This window comes from Marinifilum sp. D714 (genome assembly GCF_030851345.1).
GTDB lineage: Bacteria > Bacteroidota > Bacteroidia > Bacteroidales > Marinifilaceae > Marinifilum.
Genome location: NZ_JALPNU010000015.1, coordinates 19,469 through 42,849, shown reverse-complemented (window position 1 = coordinate 42,849; position 23,381 = coordinate 19,469). Strand labels below are relative to the sequence as shown.

Below are 23,381 nucleotides of genomic sequence, written 5' to 3'. Positions count from 1 at the left end.
GCTAACGATTAATAAAGTAATATAGTATGCCCTGAATTACTTTTTCAGACTGTTTCGAGAAAGAGAATCAATCAATTTCTTTCGTTCAGTTTTGGAAAGTGCAGACAAACAAACCGATGGATATTTTGCAATTCCTTTTTCGGTTAATTGATATAGTGTAACAATTGGCTTGAGTCCAAATGTCTTTGTCTCCAAATCGTATTTGGCAAGACAATTCTTAGGAATCTCAATGGATTTAAAATTATCATGAAAGGGATGAAGAGGATAGTATCGAAGAATGATTTTATCATCACCTTCCTTATATATGATGAAATTAAAATTTAAATGAAAAGAACAGATAATGACCGAAATTACAGATGCACTTATTATTCCAATAACCTGATATGGTTTGTTGATATTTAAATACAACAAAAGAATAATTGAAGCTAAAAAAAGAAATATTAATAAATAGTAGGCTAGTTTAATCCAGCTTGCGCGATTTTGATTGTTTATTGTCATGGCATGTGTGTAAAATTCCAATCCAAAGGTAAAAACTAATGGATATATTCGACAACAACTGATCGAAAATATCTTTCCGAATGTTGTTGATAGTCTTTATTTAAATATCTGTAAAAAGATTGTGCAATTTTTGCAATTTAGAATGTTTATTTAAACGGACTTTTTTATTTTTACCCGGAATTATCCCACACTTTATCAAGTAAATATTTTGAATAATTAAGTGATGAGGGGGTGAATATTCCACTTCTTCCGAATTGTTGCGCCTTTTAGCCAAGTCGGATTTGTGTTTTTTACACCTGGAAAAATAAATTAATAATGGAAGCAAGACTTCAAGAAGCAAAAGATTCAATCAGAGATGTGATTGACTTCCCAAAGGAAGGAATCGTTTTTAAGGATATTACTACAATGTTGAAAGATGAAAAGCATTTGGCAACATTGGTAGAAACATTATACGAGCAATATAAAGACAAAGGAATTACCAAGGTAGTAGGACTTGAGAGTAGAGGTTTTATATTGGGAACAGTGTTGGCTTATAAATTAAATGCTGGATTTGTACCAATTCGTAAACCAGGTAAATTGCCTGCTGCAACTTATTCTGAAAAATATACTTTGGAGTATGGCGAGGATGAAATTCACATCCACCAGGATGCTTTAACTGAAGATGATGTTGTTTTGTTGCATGACGATTTGTTGGCAACAGGTGGAACAGCAGCAGCTTCTATCAAGCTACTTGCAAAATGTGGTGTTAACAAGGCTTTTGTAAATTTCCTTGTGGAGCTTGACTTTTTAAAAGGTCGCGATAAGCTAAATACGAATTTTGAAGTAGATTCTTTATTCCATTTTTAAAGGGTTTTACTTTTAATGATATGTCGGCCAACAATCGTTCATAATTGTTGGCCTATTTTTGTATAAGCATATAAATTTCTCTGTGATCCATTTGAAAAACAGAGGGATGTTTAACTTCCGATTTAAAATTAATCGGTGTAACTATCAAACCAAAAGACCATGCAATATTCCATTTCTAAAGCCAATAAAGTTCTGGAAGGAAGAGTTGTACTTCCATCTTCGAAAAGTATTTCGAATCGAGTTCAGATTATTAATGCCTTAAGCAATAGTTTCGAGCCCATTAAAAATCTATCGGATTGTGATGATTCGAGAGCAATGCAAAATATTTTATTCTCGAATACCAATACTTTTGATGTTGGACATGCAGGGACAACCATGCGCTTTTTGACTGCTTATTTGTCGAAAATTGTTGGAGAATGGACTTTAACAGGATCTGATAGAATGAAAGAGCGCCCTATTGGCGTTTTAGTCGATGCATTAAATTCCTTGGGAGCTCAAATTTCTTACTTGGAGAAAGAAGGATATCCGCCTTTAAAGATTTTTGGATCAAATATCACTGGAAAGGAAGTAGAATTGAAGGGTGACACCAGTTCGCAATACATATCGGCACTTTTACTAATTGCACCAACTCTGGAAAATGGATTGCGCATTAAATTAAAAGGTGATGTGGTTTCACGATCCTACATCGAAATGACTCTGAATATTATGGAAGAGTTTGGTGTAAAATCGGAATTTAAAGGACAAGAAATATTTGTTGCCAAACAAGCTTACCAAAGAATTCCGTATACGGTTGAAGGCGATTGGTCAGGAGCATCATACTGGTGGTCTTTTATGGCTTTGGCTGGCGAAGGGAAATTGTACTTGGATGGATTGAGAAGAAGAAGTTTCCAGGGAGATTCGGGTTTGGTTTCTGTGTTCGAAAAGTTGGGTGTGAAAACACAATTCTCGAAACGAGGCATGTTTATAGAAAAGAAGGAGAGCGATTGCAAAAAGTTGGTTTATGATTTCTTGCAAATGCCCGATTTGGCACAAACTTTTGCAGTGTGTTCCTGCCTTAAAGGAATTCCATTTCACTTTAAAGGATTAGAAACTTTAAAGATTAAAGAGACCGATAGAATTCACGCTTTAATTACCGAGCTAGGCAAGTTGGGATATGTGCTTCATGAGCCGACAGAAGGTGAGTTGGCCTGGGATGGAGAGCGAAAAGAGGAGGATGAGAAAATTGTTATCGAAACCTATCACGATCATAGGATGGCCATGGCATTTGCTCCGGTTGCCATGTTGAGAAACGATGTTTTGATTGACGATCCTGAAGTGGTGAAGAAATCTTACCCTGAGTTTTGGGAGCAGTTACAGAAATTGGGATTTATTGTTGAAGAAAAATAGTTCTTTATAAAATATCAAAAGCTTGTCTGGAAGTATCTAGGCAAGCTTTTTTTAATTCATTCAAGTGCAAAAAAGAAAGAGGAGCCCCGATAGCTCCTCCATTCCGTACATTAAAAATGTATCTGATCTAAATTATTGCCTAATTGCAGTTTCCAAACCAATTTCAATCATTGTGTTCAAAGTGGTTTGACGCTCATCAGCACTTGTCTCTTCTCCTGTAAGGATGTGATCACTTACAGTCATAATGGCTAGTGCTTTTGCGTTATAACGAGCAGCTAAAGTATATAAAGCAGTAGCTTCCATTTCAACAGCTAATACTCCATAATCTGCCCATAGTTTAAACGGTTCAGGATTGTTGTCAAGGTCGTGATAGAAAATATCAGAAGTTAAAGTTGATCCAACTTTTACATTTACACCTTTTTCAACTGCAGCTTTGTGTGCATCGCTTAACAAGCCAAAGTCAGCACATGGAGCATAATCCATTCCTCTAAATAAATTCTTGTTGATTGCAGAATCGGTACATGATGTCATTGATAAAATTACGTCGCGTACGTGAACATCTTTGTTGAATGATCCGCAAGTTCCAATTCTAATCAAGTTTTTTACACCATATTGGTTGATTAACTCATGAGTATAAATAGAGATTGATGGAACTCCCATTCCTGTTCCTTGAACCGAAATTCTTTTTCCTTTGTAAGTTCCGGTAAATCCAAGCATGTTTCTTACTTGGTTGTAGCATACTACATCTTCCAGAAAGTTATCAGCAATATATTTTGCTCTTAACGGATCGCCTGGTAAAAGTATTGTTTCGGCAATTTCGCCCATTTTTGCTTCGTTGTGTGCACTCATGGTATCCTTTTTTAAAAGTTTACTAATAAAGATAATCGTTTTACGTATAATAATTAATCATATCGCAAATAATTGCGCTTTACTCGCTTTCTAAAAAAAGAGAATGGATTATAAAATGGGTTGGACGGTAGTATGCTTCTTTGCTTTAAGACAGATGAATTATTACTAATAAAATCTGCTTAAAAATTTAAAGCCGAGCACAAAAGTAATCTTTTTTTGTAAAAAAATAATTTTGATTCGATTTTTTTAAGACTAGTTCCTCTTTTTAGAGAAGAAACTTTTTATAAGCTCTGAGCTTTCCTCTTTTAGTATTCCTGATGTAATTTCGGTTCTCGGATGTAAGGGAGAAGGAGTAAATCTTGTGAAACCTCTTTTTTTATCGCCAGCACCATAAACAATTCGGGTGATTTGCGACCATGCCAAAGCACCTGCACACATGTTGCAAGGTTCCAAAGTAACGTAAAGGGTGCAATCTTTTAAATATTTTCCGCCCAAATAATTGGCAGCTGAAGTAATGGCTTGCATTTCGGCATGTGCTGTCACATCGTTTAATCGCTCGGTTAAATTGTGCGAACGGGCAATTATCCTGTTGTTACTAACGATTACAGCACCTACAGGAATCTCATCTTCTTCGAAAGCTTTGTAGGCTTCTTGCATGGCTTGTTTCATAAAATATTCATCGGAGAAGGGAGTAATTGTATCGTTCGAATTCATAAATAATCTTTTTTATAAATCTGTTAATGAAAGCTATTCTGTTTCACAAATTGTTAGTATTTTCGCAAAGTTAACAAAACCAGTAACAAAGAATGAATTCCATTTTTCGAATTGATGGTTTGATTTGGATGTTCTGGTGTAGAATTTTAAAAGCTAAGAGCTAATAGCTAAAGGCTAAAAGCTAGTTTAATTCAATTAATTGGTAAAAGATGTACAGAACTCATACTTGCGGAGAATTAAGAATTGAGAATGTAAGCGAAACGGTAACATTAAGTGGTTGGGTGCAAAAAGCACGCGATTTGGGTGGAATGACTTTTGTCGATCTTCGAGATCGTTACGGCATTACACAGTTTGTTTTCAATATGGAAACAAATGCTGAATTGTGTGAACAAGCTCGTAAGCTAGGACGTGAGTTCGTTGTTGCCATTACAGGTAAGGTTGCAGAAAGAGAAAGCAAAAACAGTAAAATGTCTACAGGTGATGTAGAGATTATTGCTGAAAAACTTGAGGTGTTGAGCAAATCGGCTTTGCCTCCATTCACAATTGAAGATGATACCGATGGTGGTGATGAGTTAAGAATGAAATATCGTTACCTTGATTTGCGTCGTTCTTGTGTTCGCGAAAATCTTGTAATGCGTCACAAAATGGGTATCGAGGTTCGCAACTATCTTGACCAATTAAACTTCATCGAAACAGAAACTCCTGTTTTGATTAAGTCTACTCCTGAAGGGGCTCGTGACTTTATTGTTCCATCGAGAATGAATCCGGGTGAGTTTTATGCATTGCCACAGTCGCCACAGGTGTTTAAGCAATTGTTGATGATTTCTGGTTTCGACCGTTACTATCAAATTGTAAAATGTTTCCGCGATGAGGATTTACGTGCCGACCGTCAGCCTGAGTTTACTCAAATTGATTGCGAGATGGCATTTGTGGAGCAAGATGATATTTTGAATACTTTCGAAGGATTGACCAAAAACTTATTCAAGAAATTGAAGAATGTGGATATCGATTACGATTTCCCACGCATGGATTACGCTACAGCTATGGAAAAATATGGTAGCGATAAACCAGATATCCGTTTCGGAATGGAGTTCGTAGACTTAAGCGTTATTGCAAAAGGGAATGATTTTAAAGTATTCGACGAAGCAGAGTATATTGGGGCAATTTGCGCTGAAGGCTGTGCAAATTATACTCGTAAACAATTAGATAAATTAACCGATTTTGTAAAGCGCCCACAAGTGGGAGCTAAAGGATTGGTTTACGTGAAATACAACGAAGACGGTTCATTTAAATCATCGGTAGATAAGTTCTACAGCGCTGAAGACTTACAAAAGTGGGCTGAATCTTGTAATGCAAAACCAGGCGATTTGATGTTGATTTTGGTTGGTGATAAGAATTCAACTTTAACTCAACTTTGTGAGCTTCGTTTGGAATTGGGTACTCAGTTAGGTTTACGTGATAACAAGGTATTCAAACCAATGTGGGTTGTTGATTTCCCTCTTTTGGAGTGGGATGAAGATTCTCAACGATATCATGCAATGCACCATCCGTTTACTTCTCCTAAGGCAGAGGATTTCCACATGTTGGAAACAGAGCCAGGAAAAGTTCGTGCAAATGCTTACGATCTTGTTATCAATGGTGTTGAGATTGGTGGAGGTTCAATCCGTATTCACGATACTGAATTGCAAGCTCAAATGTTCAAGCATCTTGGATTTACCGATGAGGAAGCAAAAGCTCAGTTTGGTTTCTTAATGGATGCATTCCAGTATGGTGCACCTCCTCATGGTGGTATTGCTTTTGGTTTCGACCGTTTGGCATCATTGTTTGCAGGAATTGAGTCTATCCGTGATGTAATTGCATTCCCTAAAAACAATTCAGGTCGCGATGTAATGATTGATTCTCCTTCAACAATTGCTGATGAGCAAATGGTGGAGTTAGGCCTTGATTACAGAAAAGAATAATTTAAAATTCAGATAAAGAAAAACCCGATCCATTGATCGGGTTTTTTTGTGAGGTAATTTATAGTATTGTTTCCTCTTCGTTTTCTTCGCTAGAAGAAGAAACTTCTCTTTTTATCATGTCTTGGTACATTCTTCTCATGAATCTGGTACCGTATTTTACAGCTTCATCTTTGCTCGTAAAATTCCCTTTAATTAGTTGGTGAACACTTAATTCTTCATTTGGGTCATCTGTATAGTAAAATATACTCACATTAGGTTTTCCACCTTTTTTCTTAATGTCCATCCCAAACCAGGTTTCGAAAACCTGATCATCAACTTTAATATGACGTTTAAACTTTATCATCTCTTTAAATTTTATCAGCTGCGAAGTTAAGCTAATTTTTCGAATTGGAAATGAGTCACTGATAGGAAATTACAAACACAAAAAAAGAGAGGCGTGATGCACCTCTCCTTATTATTGGTTGTTATAAATATTATAAAGACAATTGTGGGTGGAGAACTTCAGATACGATTTCATCGAACCTTCCTGAAAAATTTTCCGAACACCAGTTTTTAAGTGCGGCTACTTCTGATGGTTGCAGCCATTTAAGAGCCTTAATAAGTTCTTTTCGAAATAAGCCTAAGTCAAAGCTGACGTTAGATAGTACAATTTTTGTTTGTTCAAGCATTACTTTTTTCTTTTTGTTTTGAGCCTGCATTCGAATATACCAAAATCTTTATTGAAATATTGAATGTATTAACAAGCCTTAACATTATTTAGGATTTTAGTAATTCTATTTTTATAGTTTCTTAATGCCTGTAATTTGTAGGTTTTAGGCATAAAAAAAGGAGCCATTAAAGCTCCTGATCCTGTTTGTTTTCCAATTGTTTCATCTTTTTTTCTACGTTGTTCAATAATACCATTGTAAGGGTAAGGACGAACATTACAACTAGCTCGATATAAACGCCTGTTCTGTCAGGTGTTTCGGCATTAGCATTTAAAAGATTAAAAATTGCGGCTACCATTATTAAAAAGGTAGACATGATCAGAAGAAACTTTATCAATTTCATAATTGTGTAGTTGATTTTTCGTTAATCGAAATTATTAAAAATCTCGTTCAATAAAAAGAAAATACAATAAAAAAGGCTTTCATTACGAAAGCCTTTTGAGTTATTTAATCTTCAACAAATTCTGGTTTTGTTAATTCTAACCTGTTTTTTACAGGATTTGCATAAATCTCAAAGAAGATCTGGTGCAATCTTTCCATGTTTTCAGCACGATCTTCGATTGTTGCAATTTTCTTTTCCATGTGTTTAAGGAATAATTCCTTTTCCTCAATGGTATATTTGTCAAGAAACTCTTTGCTGTTGTTAACAATGTCGTAAGCAATATAATTGTCAGGCCACAATTTGTAATTTTTGTGAATTCTGTAATCAATTAAATCAGCAAGGGCTTTGTATTTGTCTTTGCTTTCATCCATATCTTCTATGGTATCCAACATGTGAGATATTGGCTTGCCGATATGGAAGTGAACACGACCTTTTTCGTTTATCATTCCGCGAATCATACTTCTTAAGTCATCTTTCGCAGTTTTTTGATATCCGGATTCAGTTTCTTTCAAGTGAACCTCAAGAGTTTTCATTGCATCGCAAGGTTCGTATTCATAAGAAATAGCAACAGGAACAATTCTTAGGTTTTTGAAGTGGGAACAAAATTCTTTTCCGCCACTCATTTGTAGCATTTTTAAAAGACTTTGTTGCGTTCTGTCATCACCATCTTTTGTTCTACCTTCACGTTGGGCAATCCAAATTGAGGATTTCTTGGTGTTTAAGGCAAAGTTGATGTAATTGGAAAGTTGTTTTGAGCTTTCCAACATCTGGCGAACAGTTACATTTCTGTTTACGACAAAACTTTTATTCAGCTTAACTAAATCAGCAATCCAAGGCTGAATTAATAAGTTACTTCCAATAGCAATTTCTGTTGTTTCAAAACCATGATGATGCATCATTACATTGAGCAATGCTGAATCAAGGATAATATCACGATGATCAGAAATGAATAGATAACTTTCGTTAGGGTCTAAGTTTTCCAATCCGTCAATTGTGATTCCTTTGGTTGTGTTGTCGATAATATGTTGCGCCAATCGGATAATAAAATTACCCTGAAATTCCTTGATGGTTTTCACTTCGCTCAAGGCTTTTTCTATCATTTCTTTTGTGAAACCAGGAAAAAGTTGCTGCGCAAACTTAATAAACGCTTCTTCTTGAAGAAGGCGATTAATTACTTCAACTACCTCTGAATCGTTATATGGTCTTATGTCATCAAAATCTGATTCGGTGATCATTCTTTGGTTGAATTAGTTTTTTAAGGAGTGGCAAAAATAAGCATTATATGTGTAAATCTAAGAAAATGTAGCGATTTTTTGGATTTACAGCTCTTAAATCTGTCTGAAATTCAAAGATTTGGATTTTAGGATAACAGGTTTAGGAGGGTGATTTTGATAGTGATACAAACAACATGTATCAAAGTTATGCCTGACAAATCGGCACTAATATGAAATGATTATATATTGGCAAAGAATTTGATCCAATTGAAGTGAAATAATAAAATGAGAGAATATGAGTATTTGGATAATTTTTATAGGATTTACATTGTTGAGTTGGTTGGTGAGTCATCAGCTCAAGTCACGATTTCAAAAATACTCTCAAATCCCTACCTCAAATGGAATGAGTGGAAAAGAGGTGGTAGAGAAAATGTTGAGAGATCATGGAGTAACTGGAATTAGAATAGGATCGGTGAGTGGACAGTTGTCAGACCATTACAATCCGGCTGAGAAAACAATTAATTTGAGCCAGGAAGTTTATCATGGACGAAATGTTGCAGCTGCTGCTGTTGCTGCGCACGAAACAGGGCATGCAATTCAGCATGCGCAAGCATACTCATGGTTGCAAATGAGATCGGCTTTGGTACCTGTGGTGAGTTTTAGCTCAAAATGGGTACAGTGGATTTTATTGGCTGGTATCATCATGATTAATTCTTTTCCTCAGCTATTACTTGCAGGGATTATAATGTTTGCAGCAACTACTTTGTTTAGTATTATTACTTTGCCAGTTGAAATTGATGCCAGTAATAGGGCTTTAAAATGGTTAAAGACAACTGGGATTACAACTTATGAGTCGCAAAAAAGTGCAGATGATGCTTTGCGATGGGCAGCATACACGTACATTGTTGCTGCATTGTCCTCTTTGGCAACATTGATGTATTATGTGATGATGTACATGGGAAGGAGAGAGTAGTGGTTTGTATATTATTAAAGAAAAGGCCCCATTTTTAATAGGGCCTTTTCTTTTTGAATTGGTTCGGTTTCAAGAATGACAAACAATTTTTCTATTTATATGATGGGGAACTTGAATGTTTTTGTAATTCTGCGGAGTTAGTTCGTATTCTTTTCTTATTTTTATTCGTTCAAAATAATAAAATAAGACATGAGTAAATTTATTAAATACGGCTTTGTAGTCACTTTTATCTGGGCAGGCTTTATTCTTGCCATTAGTTTTATGGAAGCCTGGGTGAAATTTCGTGCAGAATCACTTGATACTCCAACAGCTTTAGAGGTGGGGATGCATGTGTTTGGGGCGTTGAATTTTGTTGAGCGGATTTTTACCGCAATCTTGTTGGTATATGTTTTCGTTTATTATACCGATAAAGTGGTTGTGGTAAGTGGGATTGCCATTTTTACATTTGTGGTGGCACAGTCGGGTTATCTCCTGCCGGAACTTAATGAACATGCACAACTAATAATGCAAGGAATGCAGCCCGAAAAAAGCTCGGTTCATTTAATGTATGTAGTAATGGAAGTAATCAAGTTACTTGCTCTATTTGTTCTTGGCTTCAGGCAAGTTAAAATTTATAAACACTTGTAAGAGATTTAGAGAAGAGAATTGTTATTTCGCCGCAAGTTATTGCGGCCTTCTTAAAATATAAGCCGAGGGTTGCAATCTTTATAATGCTTCCCTCGGTTGTTTTGTGTTTGCTTATTTATTCTCCTGATTGTTATAGGGAACTTTCTTACTTCTGTGTTAGTTCTTTCTTATCCTTCTCTTCTATATAGTATCCTTCACGAGAAAGAATATGATTCAGGTTGGCGATTCCGTATACTACAACAGCTGTTACGATTGAGGAGTGTTCTTGGTACTCAACAATACTCATGTTGTACAGATCTCTTTCTGTGTGCCAGATTTCCCTGTAACTGAAATCGTATCCAAAGTGATCGGTTTTACCGAATTCCATCGTAGGAACGCCTGCTACTGCAAAAGGACCACTGTCGGTTCCCCATGGTGTTTTAGGACGCTTGGTTGGCTGTCGCTTTTTAAGTGTGAAAGGAATGTTTGGATTAATTGTTGATAGAGGTTTGCAGATCTTTTCCATATCGTCCCACATGGCTTCTGTAACACTCAAGCTTGTTGTTGCTGTAGGGCCGCTGTCGCGGTTGAACATGTTGGCAATTTTATCCAGCTTGTCCTGATTTGTCTTGATCCAATGTTTTGAACCTAGTAAGCCAAATTCTTCTCCTGCCCACAAACAGACCAAAATTGTTCTTTTGGGTTTTCCTCCTGCTTTCATAATCAAACGGGCAGCTTCCATTGCTGGGGATACTCCAGAACCATTATCAACACCTCCGGTTGCAATGTCAAAAGCATCCAAATGTCCTCCCATAATCACATATTCGTTAGGATATTTGCTGCCTTTAATTACACCAATTACACTGTGGTACTTCACAGGGCCCATTCTAAAATGATTGCGAATGTCGAACTCTAGTTCGAATCGCTGGCGCTCTTTTGCCATTTGGGCAATGACTTTATATTGATGTTCATTTAGTTTGATGTCTGGAATTTTAGGTAGTGTATCGAAAGTCATATTCATCAGGTTCTTTCGGTCGTACATGGCAGCAATTGGAAGTTTTGCTGATTGAATAATTCCTAGAATGCCAGCATCTACCATTTGTTTGTAGAATAAGGCTGGCTCTTCTTTCAGGGGAATCAATTCAATTTGTTCTCCATGTCTGTTTTTCCAGTTGATTCTTCTGATGCTATCGTTTTTCTTCTCAATTTTTGCATTTTCTTCCCGAATTTCTGCCCTGTGTTCTTCAGCTTTTTCCGAATAATCGATTGGCCATCCTTTGTTTTTTCCACCGATAAGCACCCATGCTCCTTTTAATTTGCCCTTCATTCGATCGAATTGTCGCTGGGTTTTTGGTTCTAAAAGTACATGGCCTTTTTGTACTCCTTTTGTCCCTACAGTGTACGAAGGAGTTGCAAAGTGAAGGTGCATGTTGTTTCCGCCAAGCATTCTCCCGAACCATGGACCACGATTAAATCCCACTGGTAAACTGCCAACTTCATCCATGATGACCTCCATGCCCCATTCTTTGAATTTGCTTGCCGCCCATTCTGCAGAATTGTCATATGCATTTGAACCGATTAACCTTCCTCCAAATCGGTTACTCAGAATGTCGAGGTGGGACATGCACTGATTATCATTTTTTCCGATTTCGATAATTTTTTTGACCACAGGATCTTTTTGCCCAAAGGAATTGTGAACTGCCACAATGAAAATGGCAATGAAGATGATTTTTAGGTTGCGTTTCATAAAAAGTGTGTTTTGGTTGTTTAATTAAAGGTTGAATTGTGAGCATTAAAAGTAGTGAAATCAATTGAGCTGATATGATGTTAAGATATGTTGAATGGCAACTTGATGTGATTTTGTATAATTAGCTTGGATTACGTCATTTTAAACTTTATGCTGTAAAACATGTGCTTAAAATAATTCTGCATTACATGTTTTGTAGCAGTTATTTTTTTGTGTGTGATTTATTATTTGTGATATTTTGAAATAAATAGTTAAAAATACAACAAGTAAATTGGATTTTTTAACGGAAAATTGTTCGATCTTGATCTTGTTTAGAATGGTTTTACGCAATAAATGTTTCTTGGTTTTTTCGTTTAGAATCAGTCTTAATATGAAGATTTGCAATCGTTTTCAAGAAATGAATATTCCGTTATCTTTGTCATTGAATTAATCAATGTGATTTCTGATTTTCCTTGAAAATAATGGGATGAGAAGAAATCTCTCCAAAAAATTATTTCAATGAACAAGATAATCTCAATTAACGAAGCAGTGTCGAAAGTAAAAGACGAAATGACTCTTATGATTGGAGGCTTTATGTCTGTAGGTACTGCAAATAATATGGTTGATCAGCTGGTAAAAGCTGGTGTTAAAAATTTAACTATCATTTGTAATGATACTGCTTTTGCAGATAAAGGTCTTGGTAAATTGATTGCTAATAAGCAAGTGAAGAAGGTAATCACTTCTCATATTGGTACCAACCCTGCAACTATCGAGCAGATGAATAATGGTGAAATTGAGGTTGAGTTTAGCCCTCAAGGAACGCTTGCAGAACGTGTTCGTTCAGGAGGGGCTGGCCTGGGAGGTGTTCTTACTCCAACTGGTTTAGGTACCATTATAGCTGAAGGAAAAGAAGTTGTAAAGGTCGATGGTAAGGAATATTTGCTTGAGAAACCTTTACGTGCTGATATCGCATTGATTGGTGCAAGTATCAGTGATAAGCAAGGAAACTTGATTTACAAAGGAACCACTCAAAACTTTAATCCGTTGATGGCTACTGCAGCTGATTTGGTAATTGCTGAGGCGGAAAAAATGGTTGAAGTTGGAGAGATTAGCCCTGAACAGGTAAGAACTCCTTCAATCTTTGTGGATTATATCGTTAACAACAACTAAACTAATATAGACAAATGGAAAAGGCAATGATTAGAATGCGTATGAGCTCTCATGACGCACATTATGGTGGAAATCTTGTTGATGGAGCAAAAATGCTTCAATTATTTGGTGATGTAGCAACAGAATTATTAATCCGTCGTGATGGTGACGAAGGATTGTTCGCAGGTTATGAAAATGTTGAGTTTTTAGCTCCTGTTTATGCTGGTGATTATATCGAAGCAGTTGGTGAAATTATTAAAGAAGGAAATTCAAGTCGTAAAATGACTTTTGAAGCTCGTAAGGTTATCGTTCCTAGAACTGATATCTCTGAATCTGCTGCAGATTTTCTTGAAGAACCAGTAGTAGTTTGTCGTGCTACAGGAACTTGTGTTACACCTAAAAATTGTCAACGTAAATAATATACTGCCATGGAAAAATTGATCATCACAGCTGCTATTTGCGGCGCTGAAGTAACTAAAGAGCATAATCCAAATGTACCTTACACTGTAGAAGAATGTGTTCGTGAAGCAGGTTTAGCTTACGAAGCTGGTGCAAGTATAATTCACCTTCATGTTCGTGAAGATGATGGTACTCCTACTCAAAATAAAGATCGTTTTAAAGCGGTTATGGATGCGATTCATGCAAAATATCCAGATGTAATCATTCAGCCATCGACTGGTGGAGCTGTTGGAATGAGCAACGATGAAAGATTGCAGCCAACAGAGTTGAATCCAGAAATGGCAACTCTAGATTGCGGTACTTTGAACTTTGGAGGAGATGAGATTTTCGAGAATACTGAAAATACCATCAAATACTTTGGTGAAAAGATGATCGAAAGAGGCATTAAGCCTGAGTTGGAAGTGTTTGACAAATCAATGATTGATATGGCACTTCGTCTACACAAGAAGGGATACATCCAGTCGCCAATGCACTTCGATTTTGTAATGGGTGTAAATGGAGGTATTTCAGGAACACTTCGTGATTTTGTTTTCTTGCGTGAAAGTATTCCTGCTGATGCTACATATACTGTAGCAGGTATTGGACGTTTTGAATTCCCATTGGCAGTTGCTGCTATCATTGATGGAGGTCACGTTCGTGTAGGATTTGAAGACAACACAATGATTGCAAAAGGTCAAGTTGCAGAATCAAATGGTCAATTGGTTGAGAAAGTGGTTCGTTTGGCAAAGGAATTAGGTCGCGAAATTGCTACTCCAGCTGAGGCAAGAGAAATTTTAGGATTAAAACAAAAATAGAGGACAGTCTTTGTACTTGATACTAATATAGAAAATGAACAAAGGAAATAAATACGGAACTCACAGAGTACTTGAACCAAAAGGTACTCTTCCACAGCCAGCTCAAAAGTTGGATAACACAATGTCGATTTACGACAATGAATTGTTGATTGATGTTCAGACTTTGAATATCGATTCTGCAAGTTTTACTCAGATCAAAGGTGCTTGCGATGCTGATACCGCTAAAATGGAAGAAATGATTCTTTCAATTGTTGGCGAGAGAGGTAAAATGCAAAATCCGGTTACCGGTTCGGGTGGAATGTTGATTGGAACCATCAAAGAAGTTGGCCCTAATTTCCCAAATCAGGATTTAAAGGTTGGTGATAAGATTGCAACTTTGGTTTCTCTTTCACTGACTCCTTTAAAAATTAATAAAATCAAGAATATTAATGTTTCTAACGACCAGGTTGATGTTGATGCAGAAGCAATTTTATTCGAGAGTGGTTTATACGCAGTTCTTCCAACTGATATTCCTGAAAAATTGGCTTTGGCAGCTTTAGATGTTGCTGGTGCTCCTGCTCAGGTTGATCGTTTGGTTAAAGAAGGCGACACAGTTTGTATCATCGGTGGAGGTGGTAAATCGGGTGTGCTTTGCTGCTATCAGGCTATGGAAAAAGTTGGTCCTAAAGGAAAAGTAATCGTTGTAGAATATTCTGAAGAGAATGCAAAGCGCATTAAGGATCTTGGATTGGCTCACGAAGTGCTTGTTGGTGATGCAACTGATGTAATGGATGTTTACACAAGAGTTACTGAAATTGCTGGTGAAGAAGGATGCGATGTTGTAATTAACAACGTGAATGTTGCTTCAACCGAGATGTCATCAATCTTGATCACTAAAGACAGAGGGTGTGTTTACTTCTTCTCAATGGCTACATCATTTACTAAGGCTGCTCTAGGAGCCGAAGGTGTTGGTAAAGATGTTGACATGATTGTAGGTAATGGATATGCAATTGGGCATGCCGACCTAACTTTAGATATTATTAGAAAATCAGAAGGAATTAGAGAGTTGTTCGAAAAATTATACGTGTAATGGCTAACAACAGTAGAAGAAAAGAATTATTTCCAGAGGTAACTGACATTCAGTGGAACGATTGGAAATGGCAGGTGAGAAACCGTATTGAAACTTTAGAACAACTGAAGAAATACGTTCACCTTACAGTGGAAGAAGAAGAAGGAGTTAAAAAATCATTGGCAACATTGCGTATGGCAATTACTCCATACTATTTGACTTTGATTGATCCTGAAAATCCAAATTGTCCTGTTCGTAAGCAAGCGATCCCTACTGCAGCAGAGGTTCACAAAGCAGATGCCGATTTGTTGGATCCATTGCACGAGGATGAGGACTCACCAGTTCCTGGATTGACTCACCGTTATCCGGATCGTGTGTTGTTCTTGATTACTGATATGTGTTCGATGTATTGTCGTCACTGTACTCGTCGTCGTTTTGCAGGTCAGTCAGATGCTTCAACTCCACAAGATAATATCGAGAAAGCAATTGAATATATTGCAAATACTCCACAAGTTCGTGACGTTGTTCTTTCTGGTGGTGATGCATTGTTGATCAGTGATGATAAATTAGAATACATCATTAGCCGTTTGAGAGATATTCCTCACGTTGAGATTATCCGTATTGGTAGCCGTACACCTGTTGTATTGCCACAGCGTATTACTGATAACCTTGTGAATATGTTGAAGAAGTATCACCCAGTTTGGTTGAATACTCACTTTAATCACTCAGACGAAATTACTCCTGAAGCGGAAGAAGCAGTTGCACGTTTGGCTAATGCTGGTGTACCATTGGGTAACCAATCAGTATTGTTGAAAGGGATTAACGATTGTGTTCATGTTATGAAGAAGTTGATGCATAACCTGGTAAAAAACAGAATTCGTCCATATTACATCTATCAGTGTGACCTTTCTATGGGATTAGAGCATTTCAGAACTCCGGTATCGAAAGGTATTGAGATTATCGAGAACCTTCGTGGTCATACTTCTGGTTTTGCTGTGCCAACTTTCGTTGTTGATGCTCCAGGTGGAGGTGGTAAAACTCCGGTAATGCCTCAGTATGTAGTTTCACAAAGCCCGGGTAAAGTGGTGTTGAGAAACTTCGAAGGAGTAATTACAACTTATACTGAGCCTACTCATTACGAAGATAAGTGTACTTGTCCTGAATGTGCAATGGATGATAAACGCGAGGGTGTTGCTTCATTGTTACATGGCGAGAAACTGTCTATCGAACCAGATCATTTGGCAAGAAAAGAAAGAAATAAAAAAGAAGATGCCCTTTCTTAAGGACATAGAAAAATATAAAAGTCTTTCAATTGTTGGACTTGAAAAGAATACCGGGAAAACCGAGTGTTTAAATTACGTGCTGTCTCGATTAAGAGACAGCCGTAAACAAATTGCTCTTACATCCATTGGTATTGATGGTGAAAACCGTGATCAAGTCACACAAACACATAAACCTGAAATTGAGCTTAACGAAGGAATGATGTTCGTTACTTCGGAAACACACTATGCAAAACGCAGGTTGTTTTCTGAAGTAATTGATGTTTCTAACCAAACCACAAGTTTGGGAAGGTTGGTAACTGCTAAAACCATTCATTCAGGAAAAGTGATGTTATCAGGACCTGCTAACAATGCAGAAATTATCAGGTTGATTGCTGATTTAAAAGAAAAGGGTGTTGACCTTACCATTGTAGATGGTGCGCTGTCTCGCAAAAGTTTAGGTTCACCTGCGGTTACCGAAGCCATGATTTTGGCTACAGGAGCAGCTTTGTCGGCAAATATTCCTCAATTGGTTTTCAAAACACAATATGTGTATGATTTAATTCAGTTGACCGAGATCGATTCTGAATTGAAACCAAAATTTAGAGGAATAGAAAATGGAATTTGGGCATTGGATGAATCAGGAGAAGTGAAGGATACTGGCATATCATCTGTTTTAATGATCAAAAAAGAAAAGGACAAACTATTTCAGTTTGGAACCGATTTTTTTGTGAGTGGAGCAGTAACCGATCAGTTTCTTGATTTTCTGAAGAATCAAAAGCAGGTAAATCAAATTAGATTAATTATCAGAGACTTTACAAGAGTCTTTGCAAATCCTGAAACCTACTATGCCTTTGTGAAAAAAGGTGGTAAAATTCAGGTACTTGATAAAACTAACCTTGTGGCCATTACCATTAATCCGGTATCGCCAGATGGTTACATATTAAATTCAGATGAACTTAAACTTGCTTTGGAAACAAAATTGCAAGTGCCGGTTTTCGATGTAAAAAGAATTGAAAATGCAGTTTCGTAAAGCAATATCAGAGATAAAAGGATTACAATACCTGGCTGAAGAGTTGGATTTGCAATCGCCAATGGGAAAGAGATTCCTGTTGGATTCTGAAATGCTGTACAATGAAACAGACTTGAACATCGAGTATGATTTGACTGATAAAGTAATTCAATCAATCGAATCTGATCCAAAGCTAATTGCTGATATTCAAAGCAAACTTTCTCACTTAAGAGATATTAAGGGAACAGTTGGAAACCTTGATGCAAACTTGATTCTGGATGATATTGAATTGTTCGAAATCAAATCTTTTGCATTTCATTGTCATGGTATACTCAATCTGCAAAAAGATTTAAAGCAAGAGGTGATTGGTCTGCCAAACTTGTCTGGTTTGGTTGATATTCTTGATCCTCAAAAATCTGGGATCCCATCTTTTTATATCTACGATGATTATTCGGAAGAGCTTGCCGAGGCTAGAAAGAACTTAAGAATTGCCAAATCAGAAAATGGTGATTCGGAAGCAAAGCTCGAGGAGATTTTTGATAAGGCTCAGGAAATAGAATCAAGAGTAAGAGAAGAACTTTGTGGTAAAATAAGAGTGTTTGCTAATGATTTGGAAACTGCCTTGAATCAATTAGCTCATTTTGATTTGTTAATCGCAAAAGCAAAACAAGCCATTCAACTGAGTTTTAATCGACCGGAATTGGTTAAAGAAAGTACAATATACAATGGAATGTTTCATCCTATGATTAAGGATGAGCTTCTAAAACAAAAGAAACAATATCAAGCAATTGATATTGAACTTCAAAAATCGGTTTGTTTGATTACAGGTGCGAATATGGCAGGCAAAACAGTGGTGTTGAAAACATTGGCTCTTTGTCAGTACCTGTGTCAGTTTGGTTTTTTTGTGCCAGCCTCGCAAGCCAAAGTTAGTTTGGTAAATCGTATCATGCTTTCGGTAGGAGATGATCAGTCAGAATTAAATGGTTTGTCATCTTTTGCATCAGAAATGATGAATGTAAACCAAATGGTCGAGGTTTCTCAATCGCATGAAAATGTATTGGTGTTGGTTGATGAATTGGCAAGAACAACAAACCCGGTAGAAGGATTGGCAATTGTAAATGCGGTTGCAGATATCTTTTATCAGAACAATACACGAAGTGTGATTACAACGCACTATAGTGGATTGAATACTTATTTCAGAAAGTTACGTGTTAAAGGTCTGGATAAGGATTTTGGGGATCAGAGAATCACCAAAAACAATATAAACAGTTATATGGATTATTCTTTGGTAGAGGACAATACAGGGGAAGTGCCTCATGAAGCTTTAAGAATTGCTTCTTTATTGGGAATCAATAAAGAGATCGTTGAAAAAGCTCAAAACCAATTGAATATGAATGCTAGTAAGGAAGAAATTTTATAATGGATAAATTGAATATGCAAAGGAGTAAACTAGGTCTTGACTTTGAAAAAGTTGGACACGCCAAAGAGGTGTCGAAGCGAATTGCAGACGATGTTCAGAAATTCGTAGACAACTACTCAACTGTTGCAGTTGAGCGTACTTTGTGTCGCTTGTTGGGAATCGACGGAGTGGATAGCAACGAGGTACCGCTTCCAAATGTGGTAGTTGATGCTATTAAAGACAAGGGTGTATTGAGTGAAGGTGTTATGTTCTTCATTGGTAATGCCATTCTTGAAACCGGAATGAACCCACAGCAAATTGCTGAGAAAATTGCTGAAGGAGAATTGGAAATTACAACTCTTCCGATTCGTCCAATGGAAGAAATTCAAAATGCAATTCAACCATTTGTTGATGAGAACATCAATAAAATTAGAGAGCGTAAAGCGAAAAGAGACAACTATCTTGATACAATTGGTGAAGGTCCAAAACCATACCTATATGTAATTGTTGCAACTGGTAACATTTACGAAGATGTGGTTCAGGCTGAGGCAGCTGCTCGTCAGGGTGCTGATATCATTGCAGTAATTCGTACAACAGGTCAGTCGTTGCTTGACTATGTTCCTTATGGTGCAACTACCGAAGGGTTTGGTGGTACTGTTGCTACACAGGAGAACTTCCGTATCATGCGTACTGCTTTGGATAAAGTTGGCGAGGAAGAAGGTCGTTACATCCGTTTGTGTAACTACTGCTCTGGTTTGTGTATGCCTGAGATTGCAGCAATGGGTGCATTGGAAGGTTTGGACGTAATGTTGAACGATGCATTGTACGGAATTCTTTTCCGTGATATTAACATGCAACGTACCATTGTTGACCAGTACTTCTCAAGACTATTGAACGGTTTTGCAGGTGTAATCATCAATACTGGTGAGGACAACTACTTAACTACTGCTGATGCGTTCGATGAGGCTCACACAGTTTTAGCTTCTGATTTTATCAACGAGCAGTTGGCATTGGTAGCTGGTTTGCCTGAAGAACAAATGGGGTTAGGACACGCATTCGAGATGACTCCTGACCTGGAAAATGGTTTCCTATATGAGCTTGCTCAAGCACAAATGATTAGAGAAATCTTCCCGAAAGCACCTCTTAAATACATGCCTCCTACAAAATTTATGACTGGTAACATTTTCAAAGGAAATGTTCAGGATGCATTATTCAATCAGATTTCAATTTGGACAGGACAAGGAATTCAGTTGCTTGGTATGTTAACCGAAGCAATTCACACTCCTTTCATGTCTGACAGATATCTTTCAATCGAAAATGCCAAGTACATCTTTAGTAACATGAAGAGTATTGGTGACGAAATGGAATTCAAAGAAGGTGGTATCATCCGTAAGAGAGCTGCTAAAGTTCTTGATGATGCAACTGAATTGGTTGAAAATATCGAGAAAGAAGGATTATTTACCGCATTGGAAAAAGGAATTTTTGCTGATATCAAGCGTCCGAAAGATGGAGGTAAAGGTTTAGATGGAGTTGTTGAAAAAGGAAGCAACTACTTCAATCCATTTATTGAGATTTTGCATAAGAAATAAATTAATTAGTAAGTACAAAGTGTCAAATGTCAAATTTGATACTACTTAAATATAGGAGACAAAGAAATGAGTGGAGGTCTTTATTCAACTGATTCCAACGATTTTGATAAAACCTTAGATCTTACCAAAATTAAGCCTTACGGCGATACCATGAACGATGGTAAGACTCAGGTAAGTTTTACGCTTCCTGTAAAAAAAGGAGAAGAAGCCATTGAAGCTGCAAAGCAGATGATGAAAAAAATGGGTTTCGAGAATCCTCAGGTGGTAATGGTTCAAGAGTTAATGGAAGGTTTTACTTTCTTTAACTGTTACGGAAACTGTACACATACAGTAGATTTCACAGGGATTCATGTTCCAAAAGTAGAATCAACTACTATGGATATGCATGAAACTGACGAGTTTGTAAAAGAAAATATTGGACGTCCGATTCGAGTGGTTGGTGCTAGTACTGGTACTGATGCGCACACAGTAGGAATCGACGCAATTATGAATATGAAAGGTTTTGCAGGCCACTATGGCTTGGAAAGATATGAAATGATGGAAGCCTTAAATATGGGTAGCCAGGTGCCAAACGAAGAGTTCATCGCCAAAGCCATCGAGATGGAAGCAGATGTTCTTTTGGTATCGCAAACAGTTACTCAAAAGGATGTTCATATCAAAAACCTAACTGAACTTGTGGAGCTTTTAGAAGCAGAAGGATTGCGTGAAAAAGTAATCTTGATTTGCGGAGGTCCACGTATCTCACACGAACTTGCAAAAGAACTTGGTTACGATGCAGGTTTCGGAATGAACAAGTATGCTGATGATGTGGCATCTTATGCTGCTCAGGAATTAAGCAGAAGATTGAATGGATAGTATATCGTCAAACTGACCAATAACTAATAAAACATGGATAAAAAAGAAATCAGAGAGGTAATTGCTAAAAGAGCTGCTCTCGAATTAAACGACGGTGATGTGGTAAATCTGGGAATTGGTTTGCCTACAATAATCCCTAACTATGTTTCGGCAGATGTTAACGTGACTTTACAATCGGAAAACGGAATGCTTGGTATGGGTGCTGCTCCTGCTGAGGGAGAAGAAGATCCTGATTTTGTAAATGCTGGTGGTGGATACATTACTTGCAAAGAAGGAGCTAGTAGCTTCGATAGCTCTGTTTCTTTTGGAATCATTAGAGGTGGTCATGTTGATGTAACAATTTTGGGAGCTCTTCAGGTTGACGAGCAAGGTAATCTTGCAAACTGGATCATTCCTGGAAGATTAACACCTGGAATGGGTGGTGCTATGGACCTAATTGTGGGTGCTAAACGTGTAATTCTTGCAATGGAACACACGGCTAAGGGAAGACACAAAATCTTGAAAGAGTGTAATCTTCCATTAACAGCTGCCGGTCAGGTTAATATGATTATTACTGAAATGGGAGTAATGGAAGTTTTACCTGAAGGTATCGTACTTAAGGAGTACAATCCTTTATTTACATTGGAGCAAATTCAGGAAGCTACTGATGCAAAATTGATTATTGCTGAAGATTTAATTGAAATGCGTAAAAACTAAAGATATGAGCAAAGTATATATTGTTGCAGCAAAACGTACTGCAATAGGAAAATTTTTAGGAACATTAACTCCTGTAAAAGCTGCTGATTTAGCTGCTACAGTAATTAAAAATATTGTTGAGGAAACTAAAATTGACCCAGCAAACTTAGATGAAGTTGTGGTAGGTAACATCCTTATGGCTGGTCAAGGTCAGGGAATTGCTCGTCAGGCTTCTATCAAAGGGGGAATTCCTCAAGAAATTCCTGCTTACGGAATCAACATGATTTGTGGTTCTGGTATGAAAACCATCAACTTGGCTTATGCAAACATTAAGGCAGGTGAAGCAAACATGATTCTTGCCGGTGGTACAGAATCTATGTCTGGTTCTGGTTTTGTGATGTCTGGACAAGTTCGTGGCGGACACAAAATGATGGATTTGAAAGCGGTTGACCACATGGTTTTTGATGGTTTAACTGATGCTTTCGAAGGATATCACATGGGTATTACAGCAGAAAATATTGCTGATAAATATAACTTGACTCGTGAAGAGCAAGATGCTTTTGCTTTTGCTTCTCAGCAAAAGGCTGCTGCTGCTCAGGATAATGGTAACTTCAAGAATGAAATTGTTCCTGTTGAGATCAAATCTCGCAGAGAAACAATTGTATTTGACGCTGATGAATTCATCAATAGAAGAACCAACGAAGAAAAGCTAGGTGGTTTACGTCCTGCATTTAAGAAAGATGGTACTGTAACTGCTGGTAATGCATCGGGTATTAACGATGGTGCTGCTTTTGTATTGGTTGCATCAGAAGAGGCAGTTAAAGAGCATGGTTTAACTCCATTGGCAGAAATCGTAGCTACTGGTCAAGGTGGTGTAGATCCTGCAGTTATGGGTATGGGACCAGTTCCTGCTGTTGCTAATGTATTGAAGAAAGCTAATATGACTCTTGAACAAATGGAAGTTCTTGAATTAAACGAAGCTTTTGCTGCTCAGTCATTAGGAGTTGTGAAACAATTGTGCGAAGATCACAAAGTTGACATGGATTTCTTCAAAGAGAGATGTAATGTGAACGGTGGTGCTATCGCTTTGGGTCACCCAATTGGTGCTTCAGGAACACGTATCACTGTAAGTTTGATTCATGAAATGAAGCGTACTGGTAAAGAGTATGGTTTGGCTTCACTTTGTATCGGTGGTGGTATGGGTACCGCATTAATTTTGAAAAACGTGTAATTAGTACTGAGTAGGTAAAGCGCAGTAAAAAAATATCTTATCTCAAATG

The 23,381-nt window shown here is 37.2% G+C and carries 24 protein-coding genes; 16 read left to right on the top strand and 8 right to left on the bottom strand.

Annotated elements, in window-relative coordinates; all coding sequences use genetic code 11:
• Positions 1-36 precede the first annotated feature (36 nt).
• Positions 37-498, bottom strand: a complete 462-nt coding sequence (locus M0051_RS13650; RefSeq protein WP_306742068.1) for a hypothetical protein — start codon at positions 496-498, stop codon at positions 37-39.
• A 315-nt stretch (positions 499-813) separates the two neighbouring features.
• Here M0051_RS13650 and M0051_RS13645 point away from each other — a divergent pair, with 315 nt between their 5' ends.
• Together M0051_RS13645 and aroA are read left to right on the top strand one after the other, a co-directional pair.
• A complete protein-coding gene (locus M0051_RS13645) occupies positions 814-1,344 on the top strand; it encodes an adenine phosphoribosyltransferase (protein WP_306742067.1) in 531 nt (176 codons plus the stop codon).
• A 159-nt stretch (positions 1,345-1,503) separates the two neighbouring features.
• A complete protein-coding gene (gene aroA / locus M0051_RS13640) occupies positions 1,504-2,730 on the top strand; it encodes a 3-phosphoshikimate 1-carboxyvinyltransferase (protein WP_306742066.1) in 1,227 nt (408 codons plus the stop codon).
• A gap of 132 nt (positions 2,731-2,862) precedes the next feature.
• Here the strand turns inward: aroA and deoD are convergent, their stop codons facing one another.
• Together deoD and M0051_RS13630 are read right to left on the bottom strand one after the other, a co-directional pair.
• Positions 2,863-3,579, bottom strand: coding sequence for a purine-nucleoside phosphorylase (gene deoD, locus M0051_RS13635; RefSeq protein WP_306742065.1), 717 nt, complete (start codon positions 3,577-3,579; stop codon positions 2,863-2,865).
• Positions 3,580-3,831: 252 nt separating this feature from the next.
• Complete coding sequence (locus M0051_RS13630; RefSeq protein ID WP_306742064.1) at positions 3,832-4,293, bottom strand: nucleoside deaminase; 462 nt, start codon at positions 4,291-4,293, stop codon at positions 3,832-3,834.
• A 209-nt stretch (positions 4,294-4,502) separates the two neighbouring features.
• On the opposite strand from M0051_RS13630, the gene aspS reads away from it, so the two are divergent.
• Positions 4,503-6,254: an aspartate--tRNA ligase gene (gene aspS, locus M0051_RS13625; RefSeq protein ID WP_306742063.1), complete on the top strand. Its 1,752-nt coding sequence runs from the start codon at positions 4,503-4,505 to the stop codon at positions 6,252-6,254.
• Between the two features lie 58 nt (positions 6,255-6,312).
• On the opposite strand, the gene M0051_RS13620 is transcribed toward aspS, so the two are convergent.
• The 4 genes from M0051_RS13620 to M0051_RS13605 form a co-directional block, all read right to left on the bottom strand.
• Complete coding sequence (locus tag M0051_RS13620; protein WP_306742062.1) at positions 6,313-6,597, bottom strand: hypothetical protein; 285 nt, start codon at positions 6,595-6,597, stop codon at positions 6,313-6,315.
• Positions 6,598-6,727: 130 nt separating this feature from the next.
• Positions 6,728-6,922, bottom strand: a complete 195-nt coding sequence (locus M0051_RS13615) for a hypothetical protein (RefSeq protein ID WP_306742061.1) — start codon at positions 6,920-6,922, stop codon at positions 6,728-6,730.
• A gap of 166 nt (positions 6,923-7,088) precedes the next feature.
• Positions 7,089-7,304, bottom strand: a complete 216-nt coding sequence (locus M0051_RS13610) for a hypothetical protein (RefSeq protein ID WP_306742060.1) — start codon at positions 7,302-7,304, stop codon at positions 7,089-7,091.
• A gap of 104 nt (positions 7,305-7,408) precedes the next feature.
• Positions 7,409-8,578, bottom strand: coding sequence for a 1-acyl-sn-glycerol-3-phosphate acyltransferase (locus M0051_RS13605; protein WP_306742059.1), 1,170 nt, complete (start codon positions 8,576-8,578; stop codon positions 7,409-7,411).
• Positions 8,579-8,852: 274 nt separating this feature from the next.
• Here M0051_RS13605 and M0051_RS13600 point away from each other — a divergent pair, with 274 nt between their 5' ends.
• Together M0051_RS13600 and M0051_RS13595 are read left to right on the top strand one after the other, a co-directional pair.
• On the top strand, positions 8,853-9,530 hold the full coding sequence (locus M0051_RS13600) for a zinc metallopeptidase (protein ID WP_306742058.1): 678 nt from the start codon (positions 8,853-8,855) through the stop codon (positions 9,528-9,530).
• Positions 9,531-9,719: 189 nt separating this feature from the next.
• A complete protein-coding gene (locus M0051_RS13595) occupies positions 9,720-10,157 on the top strand; it encodes a hypothetical protein (protein ID WP_306742057.1) in 438 nt (145 codons plus the stop codon).
• A gap of 145 nt (positions 10,158-10,302) precedes the next feature.
• Here the strand turns inward: M0051_RS13595 and M0051_RS13590 are convergent, their stop codons facing one another.
• Positions 10,303-11,883 (bottom strand): M28 family metallopeptidase, encoded by a 1,581-nt coding sequence (locus tag M0051_RS13590; protein ID WP_306742056.1) that lies wholly within the window; start codon positions 11,881-11,883, stop codon positions 10,303-10,305.
• A 498-nt stretch (positions 11,884-12,381) separates the two neighbouring features.
• On the opposite strand from M0051_RS13590, the gene M0051_RS13585 reads away from it, so the two are divergent.
• The 11 genes from M0051_RS13585 to M0051_RS13535 all read left to right on the top strand — a co-directional run bounded on the left by M0051_RS13585 (position 12,382) and on the right by M0051_RS13535 (position 23,332).
• Positions 12,382-13,032 carry a CoA transferase subunit A gene (locus M0051_RS13585; RefSeq protein WP_306742055.1) on the top strand — a complete coding sequence of 217 codons (651 nt, stop codon included), beginning with the start codon at positions 12,382-12,384 and terminating at the stop codon, positions 13,030-13,032.
• A 14-nt stretch (positions 13,033-13,046) separates the two neighbouring features.
• Entirely contained in the window at positions 13,047-13,430 is a 384-nt protein-coding gene (locus M0051_RS13580) for a hotdog domain-containing protein (RefSeq protein WP_054718840.1), read from the top strand.
• A gap of 9 nt (positions 13,431-13,439) precedes the next feature.
• Positions 13,440-14,264: a 3-keto-5-aminohexanoate cleavage protein gene (locus M0051_RS13575; RefSeq protein ID WP_306742054.1), complete on the top strand. Its 825-nt coding sequence runs from the start codon at positions 13,440-13,442 to the stop codon at positions 14,262-14,264.
• Between the two features lie 34 nt (positions 14,265-14,298).
• Positions 14,299-15,333: a zinc-binding dehydrogenase gene (locus M0051_RS13570; RefSeq protein ID WP_306742053.1), complete on the top strand. Its 1,035-nt coding sequence runs from the start codon at positions 14,299-14,301 to the stop codon at positions 15,331-15,333.
• Positions 15,333-16,595 (top strand): lysine 2,3-aminomutase, encoded by a 1,263-nt coding sequence (ablA, locus tag M0051_RS13565; RefSeq protein WP_306742052.1) that lies wholly within the window; start codon positions 15,333-15,335, stop codon positions 16,593-16,595. Before M0051_RS13570 ends, ablA begins: the two co-directional genes overlap by 1 nt.
• On the top strand, positions 16,582-17,604 hold the full coding sequence (locus M0051_RS13560; protein ID WP_306742051.1) for a hypothetical protein: 1,023 nt from the start codon (positions 16,582-16,584) through the stop codon (positions 17,602-17,604). Before ablA ends, M0051_RS13560 begins: the two co-directional genes overlap by 14 nt.
• The gene (locus tag M0051_RS13555) at positions 17,591-19,003 is read left to right on the top strand and encodes a hypothetical protein (RefSeq protein WP_306742050.1); all 1,413 of its coding nucleotides are present in this window, start codon (positions 17,591-17,593) and stop codon (positions 19,001-19,003) included. Before M0051_RS13560 ends, M0051_RS13555 begins: the two co-directional genes overlap by 14 nt.
• Positions 19,003-20,571, top strand: coding sequence for a lysine 5,6-aminomutase subunit alpha (locus M0051_RS13550; protein WP_306742049.1), 1,569 nt, complete (start codon positions 19,003-19,005; stop codon positions 20,569-20,571). Before M0051_RS13555 ends, M0051_RS13550 begins: the two co-directional genes overlap by 1 nt.
• Before the next feature lie 66 nt (positions 20,572-20,637).
• The gene (locus M0051_RS13545) at positions 20,638-21,426 is read left to right on the top strand and encodes an OAM dimerization domain-containing protein (protein WP_268192093.1); all 789 of its coding nucleotides are present in this window, start codon (positions 20,638-20,640) and stop codon (positions 21,424-21,426) included.
• Positions 21,427-21,459: 33 nt separating this feature from the next.
• Positions 21,460-22,122 (top strand): 3-oxoacid CoA-transferase subunit B, encoded by a 663-nt coding sequence (locus M0051_RS13540; RefSeq protein ID WP_306742048.1) that lies wholly within the window; start codon positions 21,460-21,462, stop codon positions 22,120-22,122.
• A 4-nt stretch (positions 22,123-22,126) separates the two neighbouring features.
• Positions 22,127-23,332 carry an acetyl-CoA C-acetyltransferase gene (locus M0051_RS13535; RefSeq protein ID WP_306742047.1) on the top strand — a complete coding sequence of 402 codons (1,206 nt, stop codon included), beginning with the start codon at positions 22,127-22,129 and terminating at the stop codon, positions 23,330-23,332.
• Positions 23,333-23,381: the final 49 nt, after the last annotated feature.